The organism is Flavobacterium sp., assembly GCF_049318325.1.
Taxonomy (GTDB): Bacteria; Bacteroidota; Bacteroidia; order Flavobacteriales; family Flavobacteriaceae; genus Flavobacterium.
The window spans coordinates 1-14975 of sequence record NZ_JBMOGQ010000010.1 but is presented as its reverse complement, the minus strand read 5'-3'; the positions used below and the strand labels follow the sequence as shown (position 1 = coordinate 14975).

Here is a 14975-nt window from a genome sequence, read left to right as displayed (position 1 = left end):
TCTTCCTGATTCCTTTAAATAGGTTTTGATTTTAAAAAAGCGTTGATCCTCAGATAACATATTAAAAAGTTCTACCTTGACATTGGTTGGACCAAATAGTAACACTTTTTTATAGTTTAAAATTATGTTGGCTATTTCATTAAAGTAAGTCTTCTTTACATTGATTGGCAAGAAAATGTAGGTATTTTTCTCCTTTTCCTTTTTCTTTTGAATGGAGTTTTGTTTCAAATTTTGATTCTATAATTGCTATTTCATGTGGTCTTTCAGAAAGCTCCATGATATGTGCTTTGGAATAATCCATCCAAATGCCGATTTTTTTTGTTGAATTCATGATTAATTAATTTTATGTTTATAAACTTGTTTTACGATACACTAAAAGCGGCACTTTTGCCGTAAATGAAAGTTCAGCTGACTCGCTGGATAGAAATAACCGCTCAAACCAATTTCGATTTTGTTTTGTAAAAAGTACCACCAGTGATGGTTTAATTAATGTTATTGCTTTTCTCAAATGATCATTTAAAGGATAGAGAGCATTTAATTTTTTATATTGAAATTTTACATTTTTGTTTTCAAATTTTTGTGCTATCTGGGTTAACTTATCTTGGTTTTCTTTTAGTCCAATTTCATAATCAAAATGGAGGACTTTTAATCTAGCTCTTAAAGATGTAGCCAACTCTAATACCTTTTTTATTTCGGTTTCCGGATTTTCCATATCTGATGCATAACATAAATCAGTAAGTGGTTTTAGTCGATAATTTTTAGGAATTACAAATACAGGAATAGGGGATTTAGTGATCAAATATGTGGCAACATTTCCAAAAAGTTTTGCTACAATGCCAGTTCCTCGTGCTCCAACAAAAATAAAATCAACTTTGTTTTTTTGGGCATAGGAAATAATTTGGTTTCCCACATCATTTCCTGACTGACAAATACAAGAATATTTAACTCCTGCAGGTAATTTATTGTTGTAAACCTCTTTTATTAATTTTGCCAAATGTTTTTTACTTTGTTCTAATGCTTCATCTTGAAATTTAGCGTAATACATATAATCCCAAACAGCATCTGAAGTAGGTTGAATTAGATTTATCATATGAAAAAATACTATTTCAGCTTTAGACTTTGATGCCAGTTGAATGGCAAAACGAATGGTTTTTCTCGAGTTTGCCGAAAAATCTAAGGTTACTAATACTTTATTCATCTCTAGTTTTTTATATTAATACACTTATAACTAATTCCATCTTAGAGGTAAAGCAATGGGGGAACTAGTTATTTGAAATAACAAACGATTTTCTGTATAATCTTCAAAATAACCCAGCGCATAGAGGCGATTAATTATTTTTTCTCTATCAATATGCTCAAAAGTTACTTCAACCTCATTATTTTCGGGTTCAATAATTACTTCTATAACACCATTCAACTTTAATAAACCTTTTTTAATCGTAAGCTCATCATTCTTAAATAGTAAGTTGGTTATTATTACTTTTTCTGTTTCCTTTTTTATTTTTTTTTATATTTAACATTATCGATTCGTTCTGAGCGAGTTTTGATGTTATTGGTTACGCCTCTAACTCCCATAAGAGCAGTAACTGCACTTTTACTAGCTTCTTTTTGATATTTCCAGGTTACATTTCCATCTAATGTCACCCATCCTTTTTCTACTTTTAATTTTATTTTTTCATGAGGAATTGAAAAGTCAGATTTAAAAACATTCAAAATTCTTTCTGCAATTATGTTGTCTGTAATATCTTTTGAATCGGCTGTCTTTATCTGAATTTTTTCAACTATTGCTTTAACACCACTTACTTTTTTGATGGCATTTTCGACTTCGCTTTTTTTATAATGATTGTCTACTGTTCCGGTTAAAGTTACTATCCCATTTTTTGCAATAACACCAATTTCAGCAGCCTGTAACTGAGGTTTCCATTTGAGAGCATCTTGCACATTTTTTTGTAAAATTTCATCCGTATTCATCTTGGTTTGTTTTTTTAGATGTAAATTATTATCATCTCAAAGTTCTTTAAAATGAAATCTTTAGAATGTGATATTTATCACAATGGAACATGATCTTGGTCAGTTAGAAAATTTTTTATCGACTATTATTTTTTATTGAGTCTGCTGCAGTTCGGTTCCAAACCCTGCATGGATAAGCAAAGCATGTTAATCTTTGATTGTATAACTTTATTAGTTAAGGTTATACTAAAAGAAATTGCATATAAAAACAAAGGTCCCGGCTATTAACCGAGACCTCTGTATGACGCTTGTTTAAAACTATAATTCATCTCAAAGTGTTAGGGTTTATGCTCCTTACGAAACACCAACATTTCCACTCATAAAACTATACTTCATTCTCAGCATTAACTTTCTAATTTTCCTTTTGGAATTTTAGTTGTACAATTGCCTATGGCAAGCATCAATTCTTTTATATTCTGGTATATCTATGAACTTAAATCTTACCCAAAGGTAAAACGGTTTTTTCAAAACAATAATGACAACGGTCATGTGTTTGAGTGATTGTAATCACTTCCAGTACTAATTTAGAATTTTTGAAACAAAGGTCCCGGCTATTAACCGAGACCTCTGTATGACGCTTGTTTAAAACTATAATTCATCTCAAAGTGTTAGGGTTTATGCTCCTTACGAAACACCAACATTTCCACTCATAAAACTATACTTCATTCTCAGCATTAACTTTCTAATTTTCCTTTTGGAATTTTAGTTGTACAATTGCCTATGGCAAGCATCAATTCTTTTATATTCTGGTATATCTATGAACTTAAATCTTACCCAAAGGTAAAACGGTTTTTTCAAAACAATAATGACAACGGTCATGTGTTTGAGTGATTGTAATCAGTAAATAGTGGAGTATAATTAAAATAATATTTTAAAAATCAAAATATTGCTTTTATTCGAGGAGATTGAAGTATTATTTTCAGGTTTTAATTTCAGAAAAAAACTTTACCAATTAATTAAGTGCTTTAAGTTTTTGAGGTACAAATAAGATACAATACTTGTCATTAAATTCATTTTTGAGCTAAAAAATTGAATTTGTTTTCAGTATTGAAAATAAGAAATTGTTTGTCTCCTTTTTATTGCTTTACTAATATTCCTGTCCACTTTCCTAAACCCGTATTTTTTTCATAACTAAATTTTTATATAGAAATTAAATGTAAGAAAATAAATTAAAAATAAAGGCGGTAAAAATTTATATTAAAAAAAATACTACTTTTGAATTTAGAAACATTTCACTAAATCTATGGACAGTAAAAAACTAAAACAGATAACAAACCAACTCAAAAAATCTTTTGATAATTGGGATTTTAATTTAGCAATAAATTCAAGTAAGGATGAGTATCAAACAAGAGATAATTTGATACATCCATTTTTAAATATACTAAATTATGTTAAGTTAATTGACTATAATAACGAACATATTGCAGATATGGGCGATAAAAAGGGTCGTAAAGTAGATGTTGCTATAACATTAGGAAAGAAAGATCCTTTGATGCTAATTGAGTGTAAAAGCGTAACTGCAAAGTTAAATGACAATCATTTTAGACAACTAAACGAATATTGTTTGTATACTCCAACTGCTAAAATTGGAATATTAACCAATGGTGTTATTTATAATTTCTATACTGTTAATGCTCGTGAAAAAAAAGGATTGAATACAAAACCATTTTTCACTTTTGATTTGACCAATTATGATATGGTTCAATTAGAAATATTAGCTTTATTCAATAGACAAACAATAGAAATCAATGATATTCTTCAAGAAGCAGAGGATGTATATTTTTTAGATAATTTTGACAATGCTTTATTTAAAACATTAGTTGATACAGATGACTTAGTCAAATTAATATTTAAAAATATGGGCGGTTTAAGGTCAACTGAGAAAGCATTGAAACAAATTAAAGATTCGATTAATTCTATTTCGATTAAGACAGCATTAGACAGAATCGTACAAAAAGAAATTTCCGATTCGAACAGTGGAATAATCACAACCGTTGAAGAAATAAAGGCATACAATGTAATCAAAACCATTCTTGCGATGTCTTCAAAAATTAAAGCAGTTGATTTGGACAGAATAAGTTATAGAGATTTGAAAAATTCATTTCTTATTATTGTTGATGAAAAACAAACTAAAAATATTTGTTCCTTGGTATTCAAAGAAAAATTGAAAGCAATCGATATTAATGGCAGTAGATACGAATTAGAGGATGTTTCTGTTTCTTCGATCACAAAATTAAAAAGAGAATTGACAGAGTCAGCTTTGTCTAATTTGGTTTAAAAAAATGCATTTATGCAAAAAAAAAGGAGTTCCGTCATTGGTTTTTCTTTTGTTTAATTATATAATCAACATTCGTAAACCCAAAATCTATATCAAAGTATAATACAATTCCATCAGTAAGCCAAATGAAATTACTTCCCTATACAGAAATTCGCAAAAATATTCCCTAAAAGTTCATCATTAGTAACTTCACCGGTTATTTCACCAAAGTAATACAACGCTTGTTTGATATCAATTGCCATTAAATCAGAAGACAAGTTAGAATGCAAACCAAATTTTACTTTTTGAATTTCTTCCAAAGCTTTTAGCAGCGAATCGTAATGACGGGTGTTGGTTACTATCGTTTCGTTATTGCGCAAAGCACCGGTGTTAACAAAAGATAAAAGTTGGTTTTTAAGTTCGTCAATTCCTATATTGTTTTTGGCGGAAATTTCAATTGATAATTGATAATTGATAATTGATAATTTAGTGAATAATACTTCTTTTTGTGTCTGATTTAACGAATCAACTTTATTGACAACAACAATCAAAGCTTTTTTGGGAAATTTATTTCTTATCTTCTCAATTTCAATTTTTAAAGTCTCCTCATTATCAATTATCAATTGTAAACTATCAATTAAAAAAAGAACAACCTGAGCCTGTTCTATCTTTTCAAAAGTCTTTTTGATTCCAATGCTTTCCACCACATCCTTAGTTTCCCGTATTCCTGCCGTGTCAATAAATCGAAATCCGATGCCACCAATAACTAATTCGTCTTCAATCGTATCGCGAGTCGTGCCGGCAATTTCAGAAACTATGGCTCTTTCCTCATTCAATAAAGCATTTAATAAGGTAGATTTTCCAACATTAGGCTCGCCAACAATCGCCACCGGAATACCGTTTTTAATTACATTTCCAACAGCAAATGAATCGATTAAACGCTTCAACACAAATTCAATTCGAGTTAATAATTCGCTAAACTGAGTTCTGTCGGCAAACTCTACATCTTCTTCGGCAAAGTCTAATTCGAGTTCGATTAATGAAGCAAAATTTAAAAGTTCTTCTCTTAGTTTGGCTATTTCATTAGAGAATCCACCACGCATTTGTTGCATCGCAATTTGGTGACTAGCTTCATTATCTGACGAAATCAAATCGGCAACCGCTTCCGCTTGTGACAAGTCCAGTTTTCCGTTTAAAAAAGCCCGTAACGTAAATTCTCCTGCTTGCGCCATTCGACAGCCTTTTCGCAATAGCAATTGAATAATTTGTTGCTGAATATAAGTTGAGCCGTGACAAGATATTTCAACAACGTCTTCGCCGGTATAAGAATGTGGGTTTTTAAAAATAGAGAGCAAAACCTGGTCAAGAATTTTCCCTTCATCCACAATATGGCCAAGATGAATAGTGTGCGTTTTTTGTTCGGATAATGATTTCCCAGATACCGATTGAAATACTTGCTCAGCAATAGTCAAAGCTTCCGTACCCGAAATTCGGATAACAGCAATGGCACCAGCACCCGAAGGCGATGCTAAAGCAACAATAGTTTCTTGTGAAATCATTTTTTGAATTTGAGCAAAGGTAAAACTTTATAAATAAAAAAACCGTCCTAATTTTTCAATCGGACGGTTTCTCAGTATAAAGATTAGTTTATATTTAGCTATTTAACATTACCGGCATTACGAGCATGGTAACGGTTTCGCCTTCATCTAAGCCATCTATAGGTGTTAAAATTCCGGCACGATTTGGCATTGACATTTCTAACATGATTTCGTCAGAAGTTAGATTAGTCAACATTTCAGATAAGAAACGGGAATTAAATCCAATTTGCATATCATCACCTTGGTAATCGCAAGTCAATCTTTCTTCTGCTTTGTTTGAGTAGTCAATATCTTCGGCAGAAATATTTAATTCGGCGCCAGCAATTTTCAAGCGAATCTGGTGTGTAGTTTTGTTAGAAAAAATCGCAACACGACGAACAGAATTCAATAGTAAAACTCTGTTGATCATTAATTTATTTGGATTTTCTTTTGGAATTACCGCTTCATAGTTTGGATATTTTCCATCTATCAAACGACAAGTCAAAATATAACTATCAAAAGAGAAAGTAGCATTCGAATCATTGTATTCAATTGTCACATCTGCATCAGAAGTTCCTAAAATACTTTTTAAAATATTCAAAGGTTTCTTTGGCATAATGAAGTCTGCTACTTGCGAAGCTTTCACATCGGTACGAGCATATTTTACTAATTTATGAGCGTCAGTAGCCACAAAAATCAACCCTTCTGGAGAGAATTGAAAAAACACTCCGCTCATTACCGGACGTAAATCATCATTTCCGGCAGCAAAAATAGTTTTACTTATAGCTGTTGCTAAAACTTCTGAAGGAACAACTGTTGAAGATGGGTTATCTAAACTTACTGATTTTGGAAATTCTTCTCCTGGTGCATACGCAATAGCATATTTTCCTGAATTGGAGCTGATTTCTATAGTGCTGTTTTCTTCTACAGTGAAAGTTAAGGGTTGTTCAGGAAATGTTTTTAAAATGTCTAATAATAATTTCGCCGGAACAGCAACGCTTCCTTTGCTTGTGGAATCAATTTCTAAAGTAGCCGACATGGTTGTCTCCAAATCAGAAGCTGAAACGCTTAGATTTTTATGGTCTAATTCAAAAAGAAAATTATCTAAAATAGGCAAGGTGTTACTGCTATTGATAACACTACCTAATACTTGTAGTTGTTTTAATAAGTATGAACTCGATACTATAAATTTCATCTGAATTTTTTATTTAATTTTTACAAATATATCTTAAACTAATAGATTTCAAAAAGTTTTTTATTAACATTACTTGCTATAATTTCGCTTGCGCAAAAAGGTGAATGCAATACCAAACAATAAGAGAATAAAGATTGGTACTGCTACAGTTATGACTTGCGATTGTGTATAGGATTCATATACTTTTTCTTTATCCAAAATAGGTAAATTCACTTCCTTACTTCTAATGTTAATAAGTCCGTTGTCGTCCAGTAAATAATTGACGCAATTCATCATAAAATCTTTGTTGGCATAAAGAATTCCGGTTCGTTGATCCAAACCTAATTCAACTTCTCTTCCATCTTTGTCCAATTGATTTTTAATCACATCACCATCAGAAATTACAATCATTTTGTTTTCTTTTCCAATATTTTTGAAACTAGAATCTTTAAATGGTAAAACCCTATTTTCGTATACCGAATGAAACTTTCCTTCGAGAAGAACGGCTACAGGATAATTCCCTGAACCAGTAAAATCTTTTGGTCCCAATTCTTCTGATGCCATTCTCAAACTTACTTCAAACGGAGCACCAATTAGTTTTGAATATTGAGACGATTGGAGTAAAATGGTTTTATTGATGTTGTTTTTTAATGGTTCAATCGGGCTGCAAAATTGAAACTTGATTCCGTCCAAATTAGTTACAATTGGATTATTTGCATCTTGCGAAGGATAAATCATAGGTGAAAGGTACCAAGGCAATTGCACTTTTTGAGTACCGCTTCCAGGTTCGCCAGTTTCTAATATAATTGGTGTTGCTACTAAGTCTTTTATCAAATCAGGTCGAATTCTGATACCATATTTAAAAAACATATCATTCAAATTCAAATCTCTTGGGAATGCCAGATTTGTTCCTGTTTCATTATACAGGCTGTCTATTTCCATGTTGACTTGATCAACCAACCAAATCGTTTTTCCGCCGTTGATTACGTATTGATCTAATACTTGTTTTTCTTCGTCTGAAAACGCTTCCGTTGGTTTGGCAATGATCGCTAAATCATATTTTTTTAGGTGTTCTAAAGTCTGAACCGGAGTTTTAGCAACAGAATCTAATGTAAATGGTGCAATAAAATAATTGTCTCTAACTGTTTTAATAAAATCTGCAATGTATCGGTCTTCAAGTTCACCATTGCCATTAATTATCACCACTTTTTTCTGCTTATCTTTTGAAACCGTGTTGATGGCATTAGCAAAAGCATATTCTAAATGCTGAACCGAACTCACCACTTTTTCGGCTGTTGAAGCTCCCATCATGTTTTTTAATAAAGGCACTTTTACCGAACGATTGCCGCAGGTTGCAATTGCCCATGGAAATACGACTTCCTGGGTTTGCTGCCCTTTGTCGTTTACGGTAACATTTACCGGAGTCAATCCACGTTGTATGAAAGATTGCATTATGCTATCTCTCTCTTCTTCTTTTTCCAACGGATTAACAAATTGGAAGATAACATTAGAGTTTTGAGACTTAAACTCTTCGAGTAATTGTTGGGTTTCGGTTTGTAATTTTTTGAATTCTCCCGGAAAATCACCTTCTAGAAAAACATCTATATATAATGGTTCTTTGATGTCAGCGACAATGTTTAAAGAAGTCTGCGAAAGCGTATAACGTTTGTCTGCAGTTAGGTCGAAACGTTTGTAAAGAAAATGACTAGCCAAATTCAAAATCGCTATGAAACCTATAGTGAGCGCTACTTTTTTAATGTTATTGTTTGCTGTTTTCATTACGATTTCAAAGATTTAAGTTTAAAAACAGTAATTGATAAAAACAAAAATGCCACACTTGCAAAATATAAAATATCTCTTGTGTCCAAAACACCTCGCGACATACTTTTGAAATGATAATCCATACCTATTTGTGAAACGGCATCTTCAAAACCTTTGGTGTAAGTTGAAATGCCTTCAAATCCAAAGTAAAATAAGAAAGATAAAAACACCGAAAGTAAAAAAGCTACAATCTGATTTTCAGAAAGCGTAGAGGTGAAAATTCCGATAGAAGTATACGCTGCGACTAAGAATAATAAACCAAAATAAGAACCCATTGTTCTTCCTATATCGATATTACCCGCGGGCATGCCTAAACTATTGATCACATAAACGTAAATTAAGGTTGGAATTAATGCAATTACAATTAGTAGAAATGAACCTAGAAATTTGCCTTTTACAATTTGCCAAAGCGACAAAGGTTTGGTCAATAACAATTCAATGGTACCTTGTTTTTTCTCATCCGAAAAACTGCGCATGGTCACGGCCGGAATCAGGAAAATGAAAATCCATGGAGCCAATGTGAAAAACGGACTCAAATCGGCAAAACCACTTTGCAGTATATTGTATTTGCCATCAAAAACCCAAAGGAACAAGCCATTGAGTAATAGAAACAATCCAATCACAAGGTAACCAATTGGGGAACCAAAGAAGGATTTTATTTCGCGTAACGCTATTGCTTTCATATTTTTTGTTGTATTTTGTAAGTTATAGGTTCATGGTTGGTAAAAGTAATAACTTACAGCTTAGAACTAATAAACTACAACTATTTTAAACTTACTAATTTATCTACACTCCAAGCTTCCGGTTTTTCGTTGAATAGTTTTTTGGTGAATGTCCAAACGTCATAAAACAATTCTGAACGCCGATAGTTTTCCAAATCATCTTCGGTATCCCAAAAGCTATAAGTGAAAAATATACATGGATTATTTTTATCCTGATACAATTCCAAAAAGCGATTACCTGCTGCTCCACGTATTTTGTTTTTCATCAAATCAAAATTGGCCAAAAACTTTGGAATATTTTCTTCGTGAAAACTCATTTTTACTATTCTGATGAACATATTATACCTTTTAACTTTTCCCTAAACACTTAATTCCCAAACTCAATCGTAACCACATCTCTATAACTCAATCCTAATAAACTTGTAGCTGAACCAACCGTATCAGGATTACTTCTAAAAATTGCAATTTCCAGAAAACCGGCTTCGTTAAAAATTGCCAACTTTTGACCTTCATAATATTTCAATGGGTATTTTTCTGAAATACCAATATCAGAATATTTAGGGAGAATGGTTTTGATAATCTGGCGTTTAAATTTTAGTTCGTAAGGTCTGCTTTTAGCTGTTTCTAAAAACATTTTTTTAGAAATATTAGTTACAACATTACCAAAATGATCAATATAAGTCACATAGCCTTTAATTTGATTTTCATTTACAACTGCCTGTAATTCGGTAACTTCTTTGATGGTTTTAATTTCTTTGCCAATAACATTTAGTAAACCGCCTTTAGCTAAATGACAGGACACTTTTACAAACACATCCATATCGGTGGCATCGTTAGGTAAACGATCGTGTATAGTAATGGCTACCAACTTCTGAGGTACAATCTTTTGCGTCAACATACTCAAAATCCCATTGTCAGCACAAATAAAGTAATGGTCATTCCATTGCATGGCAATATGCTGATTTTCGTTATTTAATTCAATATCAACTCCAATTAAATGTACAGTTCCTTTTGGAAAACTACTATAAGATGCGCCAATTATATAAGCAGCTTCTGCTACATTAAAGGCGTCAATATTGTGGGAAATATCAATAATAGTAGCTTCGCGAAATTCGCTTAACAACTTACCTTTTAAAGCACCGACAAAGTGGTCTTTTAATCCGTAATCGGTTGTTAAGGTGATTATTGACATAAATTGTTTATAACTTGGTTGAAATTGGTTCCAAAAATAATGAAACCTATTGTTTTATTTAATTAAATTTGGATACAAAGCTAATAATATATAGCGAATTATTTTAATTTAATACAACCGCTTTTGAACGAACGTATCATCGAATTACACGACATCGCACCAAAAGAATTTTGGGGCGCTCAAGATACTCATCTTGAAACTATCAAAAGGTATTATCCAAAACTCAAAATTGTCGCTCGTGGTACAACCATCAAAGCATTTGGAGAAAAAGAAGAACTCGATGAGTTCGAAAATCGTTTCAATCGCCTGATGTTGCATTTTACACGTTATAATAATATTGATGATAATGTTATAGATAGAGTCATACAAAGTAATTCACATGAAGAACAACGTATGCCTGACAGTGATAAAATCTTGGTCCACGGAATAGGAGGAAAGCTGATTAAGGCAATGACACCTAATCAACAAAAGTTGGTGGATTATGTTACTAAGAATGATATGGTTTTTGCTGTTGGACCTGCTGGAACTGGAAAAACATACACAGGTGTGGCTTTGGCCGTAAAAGCGCTAAAAGAAAAACAAGTAAAAAGAATTATTTTAACGCGTCCTGCTGTCGAAGCTGGTGAAAATCTTGGTTTCTTGCCTGGAGATATGAAAGAAAAACTAGATCCCTACATGCAGCCTTTATATGATGCATTACGCGATATGTTGCCGCCACAAACTTTAGACGACTACATTTTGAAAGGAATTATACAAATTGCACCTTTGGCTTTCATGCGAGGAAGAACATTGGATAATGCTTTTGTTATTTTGGATGAAGCTCAAAATACAACGCATTCACAAATGAAAATGTTCTTAACGCGTATGGGTAAGAATGCTAAGTTTATCATTACTGGAGATCCTGGACAAGTCGATTTACCCCGACGAACTATTTCGGGATTGAAAGAAGCTTTGTTGGTTTTAAAGGACATAGAAGGTATCGGGATCATCTATCTTGATGATAAAGACATTGTTCGTCACAGATTAGTGAAAAAAGTAATCGATGCCTACAAGAGTATTGAGAATAACGATTAGTTTGTTATTCTCACGATGGAAGTTTATCAACCCTATCAAATTAAAATTGATAGGGTTATTTTTTTGTTTTAAAAAGTAATCTAAAACAACAAATCATAAATCACAAATTCCTATTTTTGCATCCATCTAACTGTCGTTAGACAGGCAACACACAACACACAACATAATGAATACTATAACTACAACCCATTTCCAGTTTCCCGTACAAAAATCTGTATATCGAGGGAAAGTCCGAGAAGTCTATAACATCAACGACGAATTGTTGGTGATGATTGCAACTGATAGATTATCTGCCTTTGATGTTGTAATGCCCAAAGGAATTCCTTATAAAGGACAAATCCTAAATCAAATCGCCACCAAGTTTATGCATTTGACTCAAGATATTGTTCCGAATTGGCTTATTGAAACTCCTGATCCAAACGTTGCTGTTGGACATCTTTGTGAACCTTTTAAAGTAGAAATGGTAATTCGTGGTTATCTATCTGGTCATGCTGCACGTGAGTATGCTTTAGGAAAAAGAACAATTTGTGGTGTAACTATGGCAGAAGGTTTAAAAGAGAATGACCAATTTCCAATGCCAATTATTACGCCAACAACCAAAGCGGATAATGGTTCACATGATGAAGACATTTCTAGAGAAGCAATTTTAGTCAAGGGAATCGTTTCAGAAGAAGATTATTTGATTTTAGAGAAATACACTCGTGCTTTATACCAACGCGGAACTGAAATCGCAGCAAGCCGGGGCTTGATTTTAGTGGATACTAAATATGAATTTGGTAAAACCAAAGACGGTAAAATTGTATTAATAGATGAAATCCATACGCCAGATTCATCTCGCTATTTTTATGCTGACGGTTATCAAGTTAGACAAGATAAAGGAGAAGAGCAAAAACAATTATCTAAAGAATTTGTTCGTCGTTGGTTAATAGAAAACGGTTTTCAGGGAAGGGATGAACAGCAAATACCCAATATGACCGATGAATATATCGAAACGGTTTCAGAACGTTATATCGAATTGTATGAAAATATATTAGGAGAAAAGTTCATTAAAGCCGATATCTCAAACATCAATGAAAGAATAGAAAAGAATGTTTTGAATTTTTTATCAAAAAGATAGTATCAAAAAGCATCTGCCAGGGCAGATGCTTTTTGATTTAAATTATTTGTAATAAGAAAAGGTATCGTTATTTTCTATTTTTAACAAACTTTCATAAATCAGTTTAATTACGTTTTCTACATCTTCACGATGAACCATTTCAACGGTGGTATGCATATAGCGCAATGGTAAAGAAATCAGAGCAGAAGCTACGCCACCATTGCTGTAGGCAAATGCGTCAGTGTCTGTTCCTGTTGCTCTTGATGTAGCATGTCTTTGAAAAGGAATTTTATTAGCTTCAGCCGTATCTACTATTAAATCTCTCAAAGTATTATGAACAGCTGGGGCATAAGCAATTACAGGGCCTTTACCCATTTGTAAATCTCCTTCGATTTTCTTTTCAATCATCGGAGTAGTAGTGTCGTGACAAACATCGGTAACTATAGCAACATTAGGTTTGATGGTATTAGTAATCATTTCGGCACCACGGAGGCCTATTTCTTCCTGAACAGAATTAGTAATATATAATCCAAATGGCAATTTCTTTTTATTTTCTTTCAAAAGTCGGGCAACTTCAGCAATCATAAAACCACCCATTCGATTATCGATGGCACGGCAAACAAATTTATTTCCATTCAAAATCATAAATTCGTCAGGATATGTTATTACACAACCAACATGAACGCCTAATTTTTCTACTTCGTCTTTTGAAGAACAGCCACAGTCTATAAATATATTGTGTAAGGTTGCTGATTCTTCTTTCCCGCGATTTCGAGTATGAATCGCCGGCCAACCAAAAACACCTTTTACAATTCCTTTTTTAGTATGAATATTTACTCTTTTAGAAGGAGCGATTTGGTGATCTGAACCGCCATTTCTTATAACATATATTAATCCTTCGGCAGTAATATAATTCACATACCACGAAATTTCATCCGAATGGCCTTCTATAACCACTTTGTATTTCGCATCTGGGTTTATTACTCCTACTGCTGATCCGTAGGTGTCTGTTATAAATGTATCTACATAAGGTTTTAAATAGTCCATCCAAAGTTTTTGGCCATTGGATTCATAACCAGTTGGTGATGCATTGTTTAAATAAGACTCTAAAAAGGAGAGTGATGATTTGGTAAGAATAGATTTTGTTGCCATATAATATTTTTTGCTAAAATATAAATTTGGCATTACAGTTGTTAGGGATATTCCATATTTTTACACTAATAAATGATATCAATGAAATCGGAGATTCACGAATACCAAAAAAACAGTTTTAAGAACATGATTAAAAAGTTAATTTACTTCCTTTTATTTTTCCCTTTTTCTTTTATTTCAAATGCCCAGATTACAAACGATTCTTTAGCAAAAAGAGATGCTATAATCGAAGCGAACGACACTATAGTTCCGCTTGAAGAAGTGGTTGTCTATAGGCATAAGTGGAACGCAGCAGAAAAAAAGGAATTCCAACTACTTCAAAATAGAGTATATAAAGTATATCCACTTGCCAAAATTGCCGCTGATCGATTGACGGTTTTGAATAAGAATATGGATAAAATGAAAACAAATAGAGAGAAAAAGAAATACTTCAAAATTGTTGAAAATTACATGGAGAATGAGTTCACAGGACAACTTAAGAAACTCTCAAGAAAGCAAGGTCAAATTCTAGTAAAACTAATCCATCGACAAACTGGATATACCACCTTTGAATTAATTAAAGATTATAAAAGCGGCTGGAAAGCATTTTGGTCTAATAACACTGCCCGACTATTCGATATAAACCTCAAAACAAAATATGCGCCTTATGAAGTGAATGAAGATTTTTTAATAGAAACCATTCTGGACAGGGCTTTTGTAAGAGGCAGGTTGGTTAATCAAAAACCTGCAAATCCCTTAGATATAGATGAGCTATATGATTATTGGGAGAAGAAAGCCCAGTCACTTAAAAAATAATCATCCTTTTTTAAATTTTAGCAGCGCCCCATTTTCTTCTTTTGGACGATTTGTCCCGCTATCCGTTGTATCTTTTTAGTTTGTCATGCTGAGCCTGTCGAAGCA

Annotated in this window: 15 protein-coding genes; 4 read left to right on the top strand and 11 right to left on the bottom strand. The window is 32.6% G+C overall.

The window, feature by feature from the left end:
• Positions 1 to 139 precede the first annotated feature (139 nt).
• The 4 genes from ACOYLP_RS02105 to ACOYLP_RS02090 all read right to left on the bottom strand — a co-directional run bounded on the left by ACOYLP_RS02105 (position 140) and on the right by ACOYLP_RS02090 (position 1971).
• Positions 140 to 331, bottom strand: a complete 192-nt coding sequence (locus ACOYLP_RS02105) for a hypothetical protein (protein WP_422854524.1) — start codon at positions 329 to 331, stop codon at positions 140 to 142.
• Positions 332 to 349: 18 nt separating this feature from the next.
• Positions 350 to 1198, bottom strand: a complete 849-nt coding sequence (locus tag ACOYLP_RS02100; protein ID WP_422854523.1) for a universal stress protein — start codon at positions 1196 to 1198, stop codon at positions 350 to 352.
• Positions 1199 to 1228: 30 nt separating this feature from the next.
• Positions 1229 to 1417: a hypothetical protein gene (locus tag ACOYLP_RS02095; protein ID WP_422854522.1), complete on the bottom strand. Its 189-nt coding sequence runs from the start codon at positions 1415 to 1417 to the stop codon at positions 1229 to 1231.
• An 80-nt stretch (positions 1418 to 1497) separates the two neighbouring features.
• Positions 1498 to 1971 (bottom strand): BON domain-containing protein, encoded by a 474-nt coding sequence (locus ACOYLP_RS02090; protein WP_422854521.1) that lies wholly within the window; start codon positions 1969 to 1971, stop codon positions 1498 to 1500.
• Between the two features lie 1282 nt (positions 1972 to 3253).
• On the opposite strand from ACOYLP_RS02090, the gene ACOYLP_RS02085 reads away from it, so the two are divergent.
• Positions 3254 to 4288: a type I restriction enzyme HsdR N-terminal domain-containing protein gene (locus ACOYLP_RS02085; protein WP_422854520.1), complete on the top strand. Its 1035-nt coding sequence runs from the start codon at positions 3254 to 3256 to the stop codon at positions 4286 to 4288.
• 131 nt (positions 4289 to 4419) lie between these two features.
• On the opposite strand, the gene mnmE is transcribed toward ACOYLP_RS02085, so the two are convergent.
• The 6 genes from mnmE to ACOYLP_RS02055 form a co-directional block, all read right to left on the bottom strand.
• Positions 4420 to 5826: a tRNA uridine-5-carboxymethylaminomethyl(34) synthesis GTPase MnmE gene (mnmE, locus tag ACOYLP_RS02080; protein ID WP_422854519.1), complete on the bottom strand. Its 1407-nt coding sequence runs from the start codon at positions 5824 to 5826 to the stop codon at positions 4420 to 4422.
• 94 nt (positions 5827 to 5920) lie between these two features.
• The gene (dnaN, locus tag ACOYLP_RS02075; protein ID WP_422854518.1) at positions 5921 to 7039 is read right to left on the bottom strand and encodes a DNA polymerase III subunit beta; all 1119 of its coding nucleotides are present in this window, start codon (positions 7037 to 7039) and stop codon (positions 5921 to 5923) included.
• Between the two features lie 69 nt (positions 7040 to 7108).
• Positions 7109 to 8797 (bottom strand): gliding motility-associated ABC transporter substrate-binding protein GldG, encoded by a 1689-nt coding sequence (gene gldG / locus ACOYLP_RS02070; RefSeq protein WP_422854517.1) that lies wholly within the window; start codon positions 8795 to 8797, stop codon positions 7109 to 7111.
• Positions 8797 to 9522, bottom strand: a complete 726-nt coding sequence (gldF, locus tag ACOYLP_RS02065) for a gliding motility-associated ABC transporter permease subunit GldF (protein WP_422854516.1) — start codon at positions 9520 to 9522, stop codon at positions 8797 to 8799. Before gldF ends, gldG begins: the two co-directional genes overlap by 1 nt.
• An 80-nt stretch (positions 9523 to 9602) precedes the next feature.
• Positions 9603 to 9899, bottom strand: a complete 297-nt coding sequence (locus ACOYLP_RS02060; RefSeq protein ID WP_422854515.1) for a putative quinol monooxygenase — start codon at positions 9897 to 9899, stop codon at positions 9603 to 9605.
• Positions 9900 to 9928: 29 nt separating this feature from the next.
• Positions 9929 to 10753 (bottom strand): SAM hydrolase/SAM-dependent halogenase family protein, encoded by an 825-nt coding sequence (locus ACOYLP_RS02055; protein ID WP_422854514.1) that lies wholly within the window; start codon positions 10751 to 10753, stop codon positions 9929 to 9931.
• A gap of 123 nt (positions 10754 to 10876) precedes the next feature.
• Between ACOYLP_RS02055 and ACOYLP_RS02050 the strand changes: the two genes are divergently transcribed.
• A complete protein-coding gene (locus ACOYLP_RS02050) occupies positions 10877 to 11827 on the top strand; it encodes a PhoH family protein (protein ID WP_422854513.1) in 951 nt (316 codons plus the stop codon).
• A 166-nt stretch (positions 11828 to 11993) separates the two neighbouring features.
• Complete coding sequence (locus ACOYLP_RS02045) at positions 11994 to 12944, top strand: phosphoribosylaminoimidazolesuccinocarboxamide synthase (RefSeq protein ID WP_422854512.1); 951 nt, start codon at positions 11994 to 11996, stop codon at positions 12942 to 12944.
• 42 nt (positions 12945 to 12986) lie between these two features.
• Here ACOYLP_RS02045 and ACOYLP_RS02040 read toward each other — a convergent pair whose 3' ends face one another.
• Positions 12987 to 14075, bottom strand: a complete 1089-nt coding sequence (locus tag ACOYLP_RS02040) for a M42 family metallopeptidase (protein ID WP_422854511.1) — start codon at positions 14073 to 14075, stop codon at positions 12987 to 12989.
• Between the two features lie 81 nt (positions 14076 to 14156).
• Between ACOYLP_RS02040 and ACOYLP_RS02035 the strand changes: the two genes are divergently transcribed.
• Positions 14157 to 14870 carry a DUF4294 domain-containing protein gene (locus ACOYLP_RS02035; protein ID WP_422854510.1) on the top strand — a complete coding sequence of 238 codons (714 nt, stop codon included), beginning with the start codon at positions 14157 to 14159 and terminating at the stop codon, positions 14868 to 14870.
• Positions 14871 to 14975: the final 105 nt, after the last annotated feature.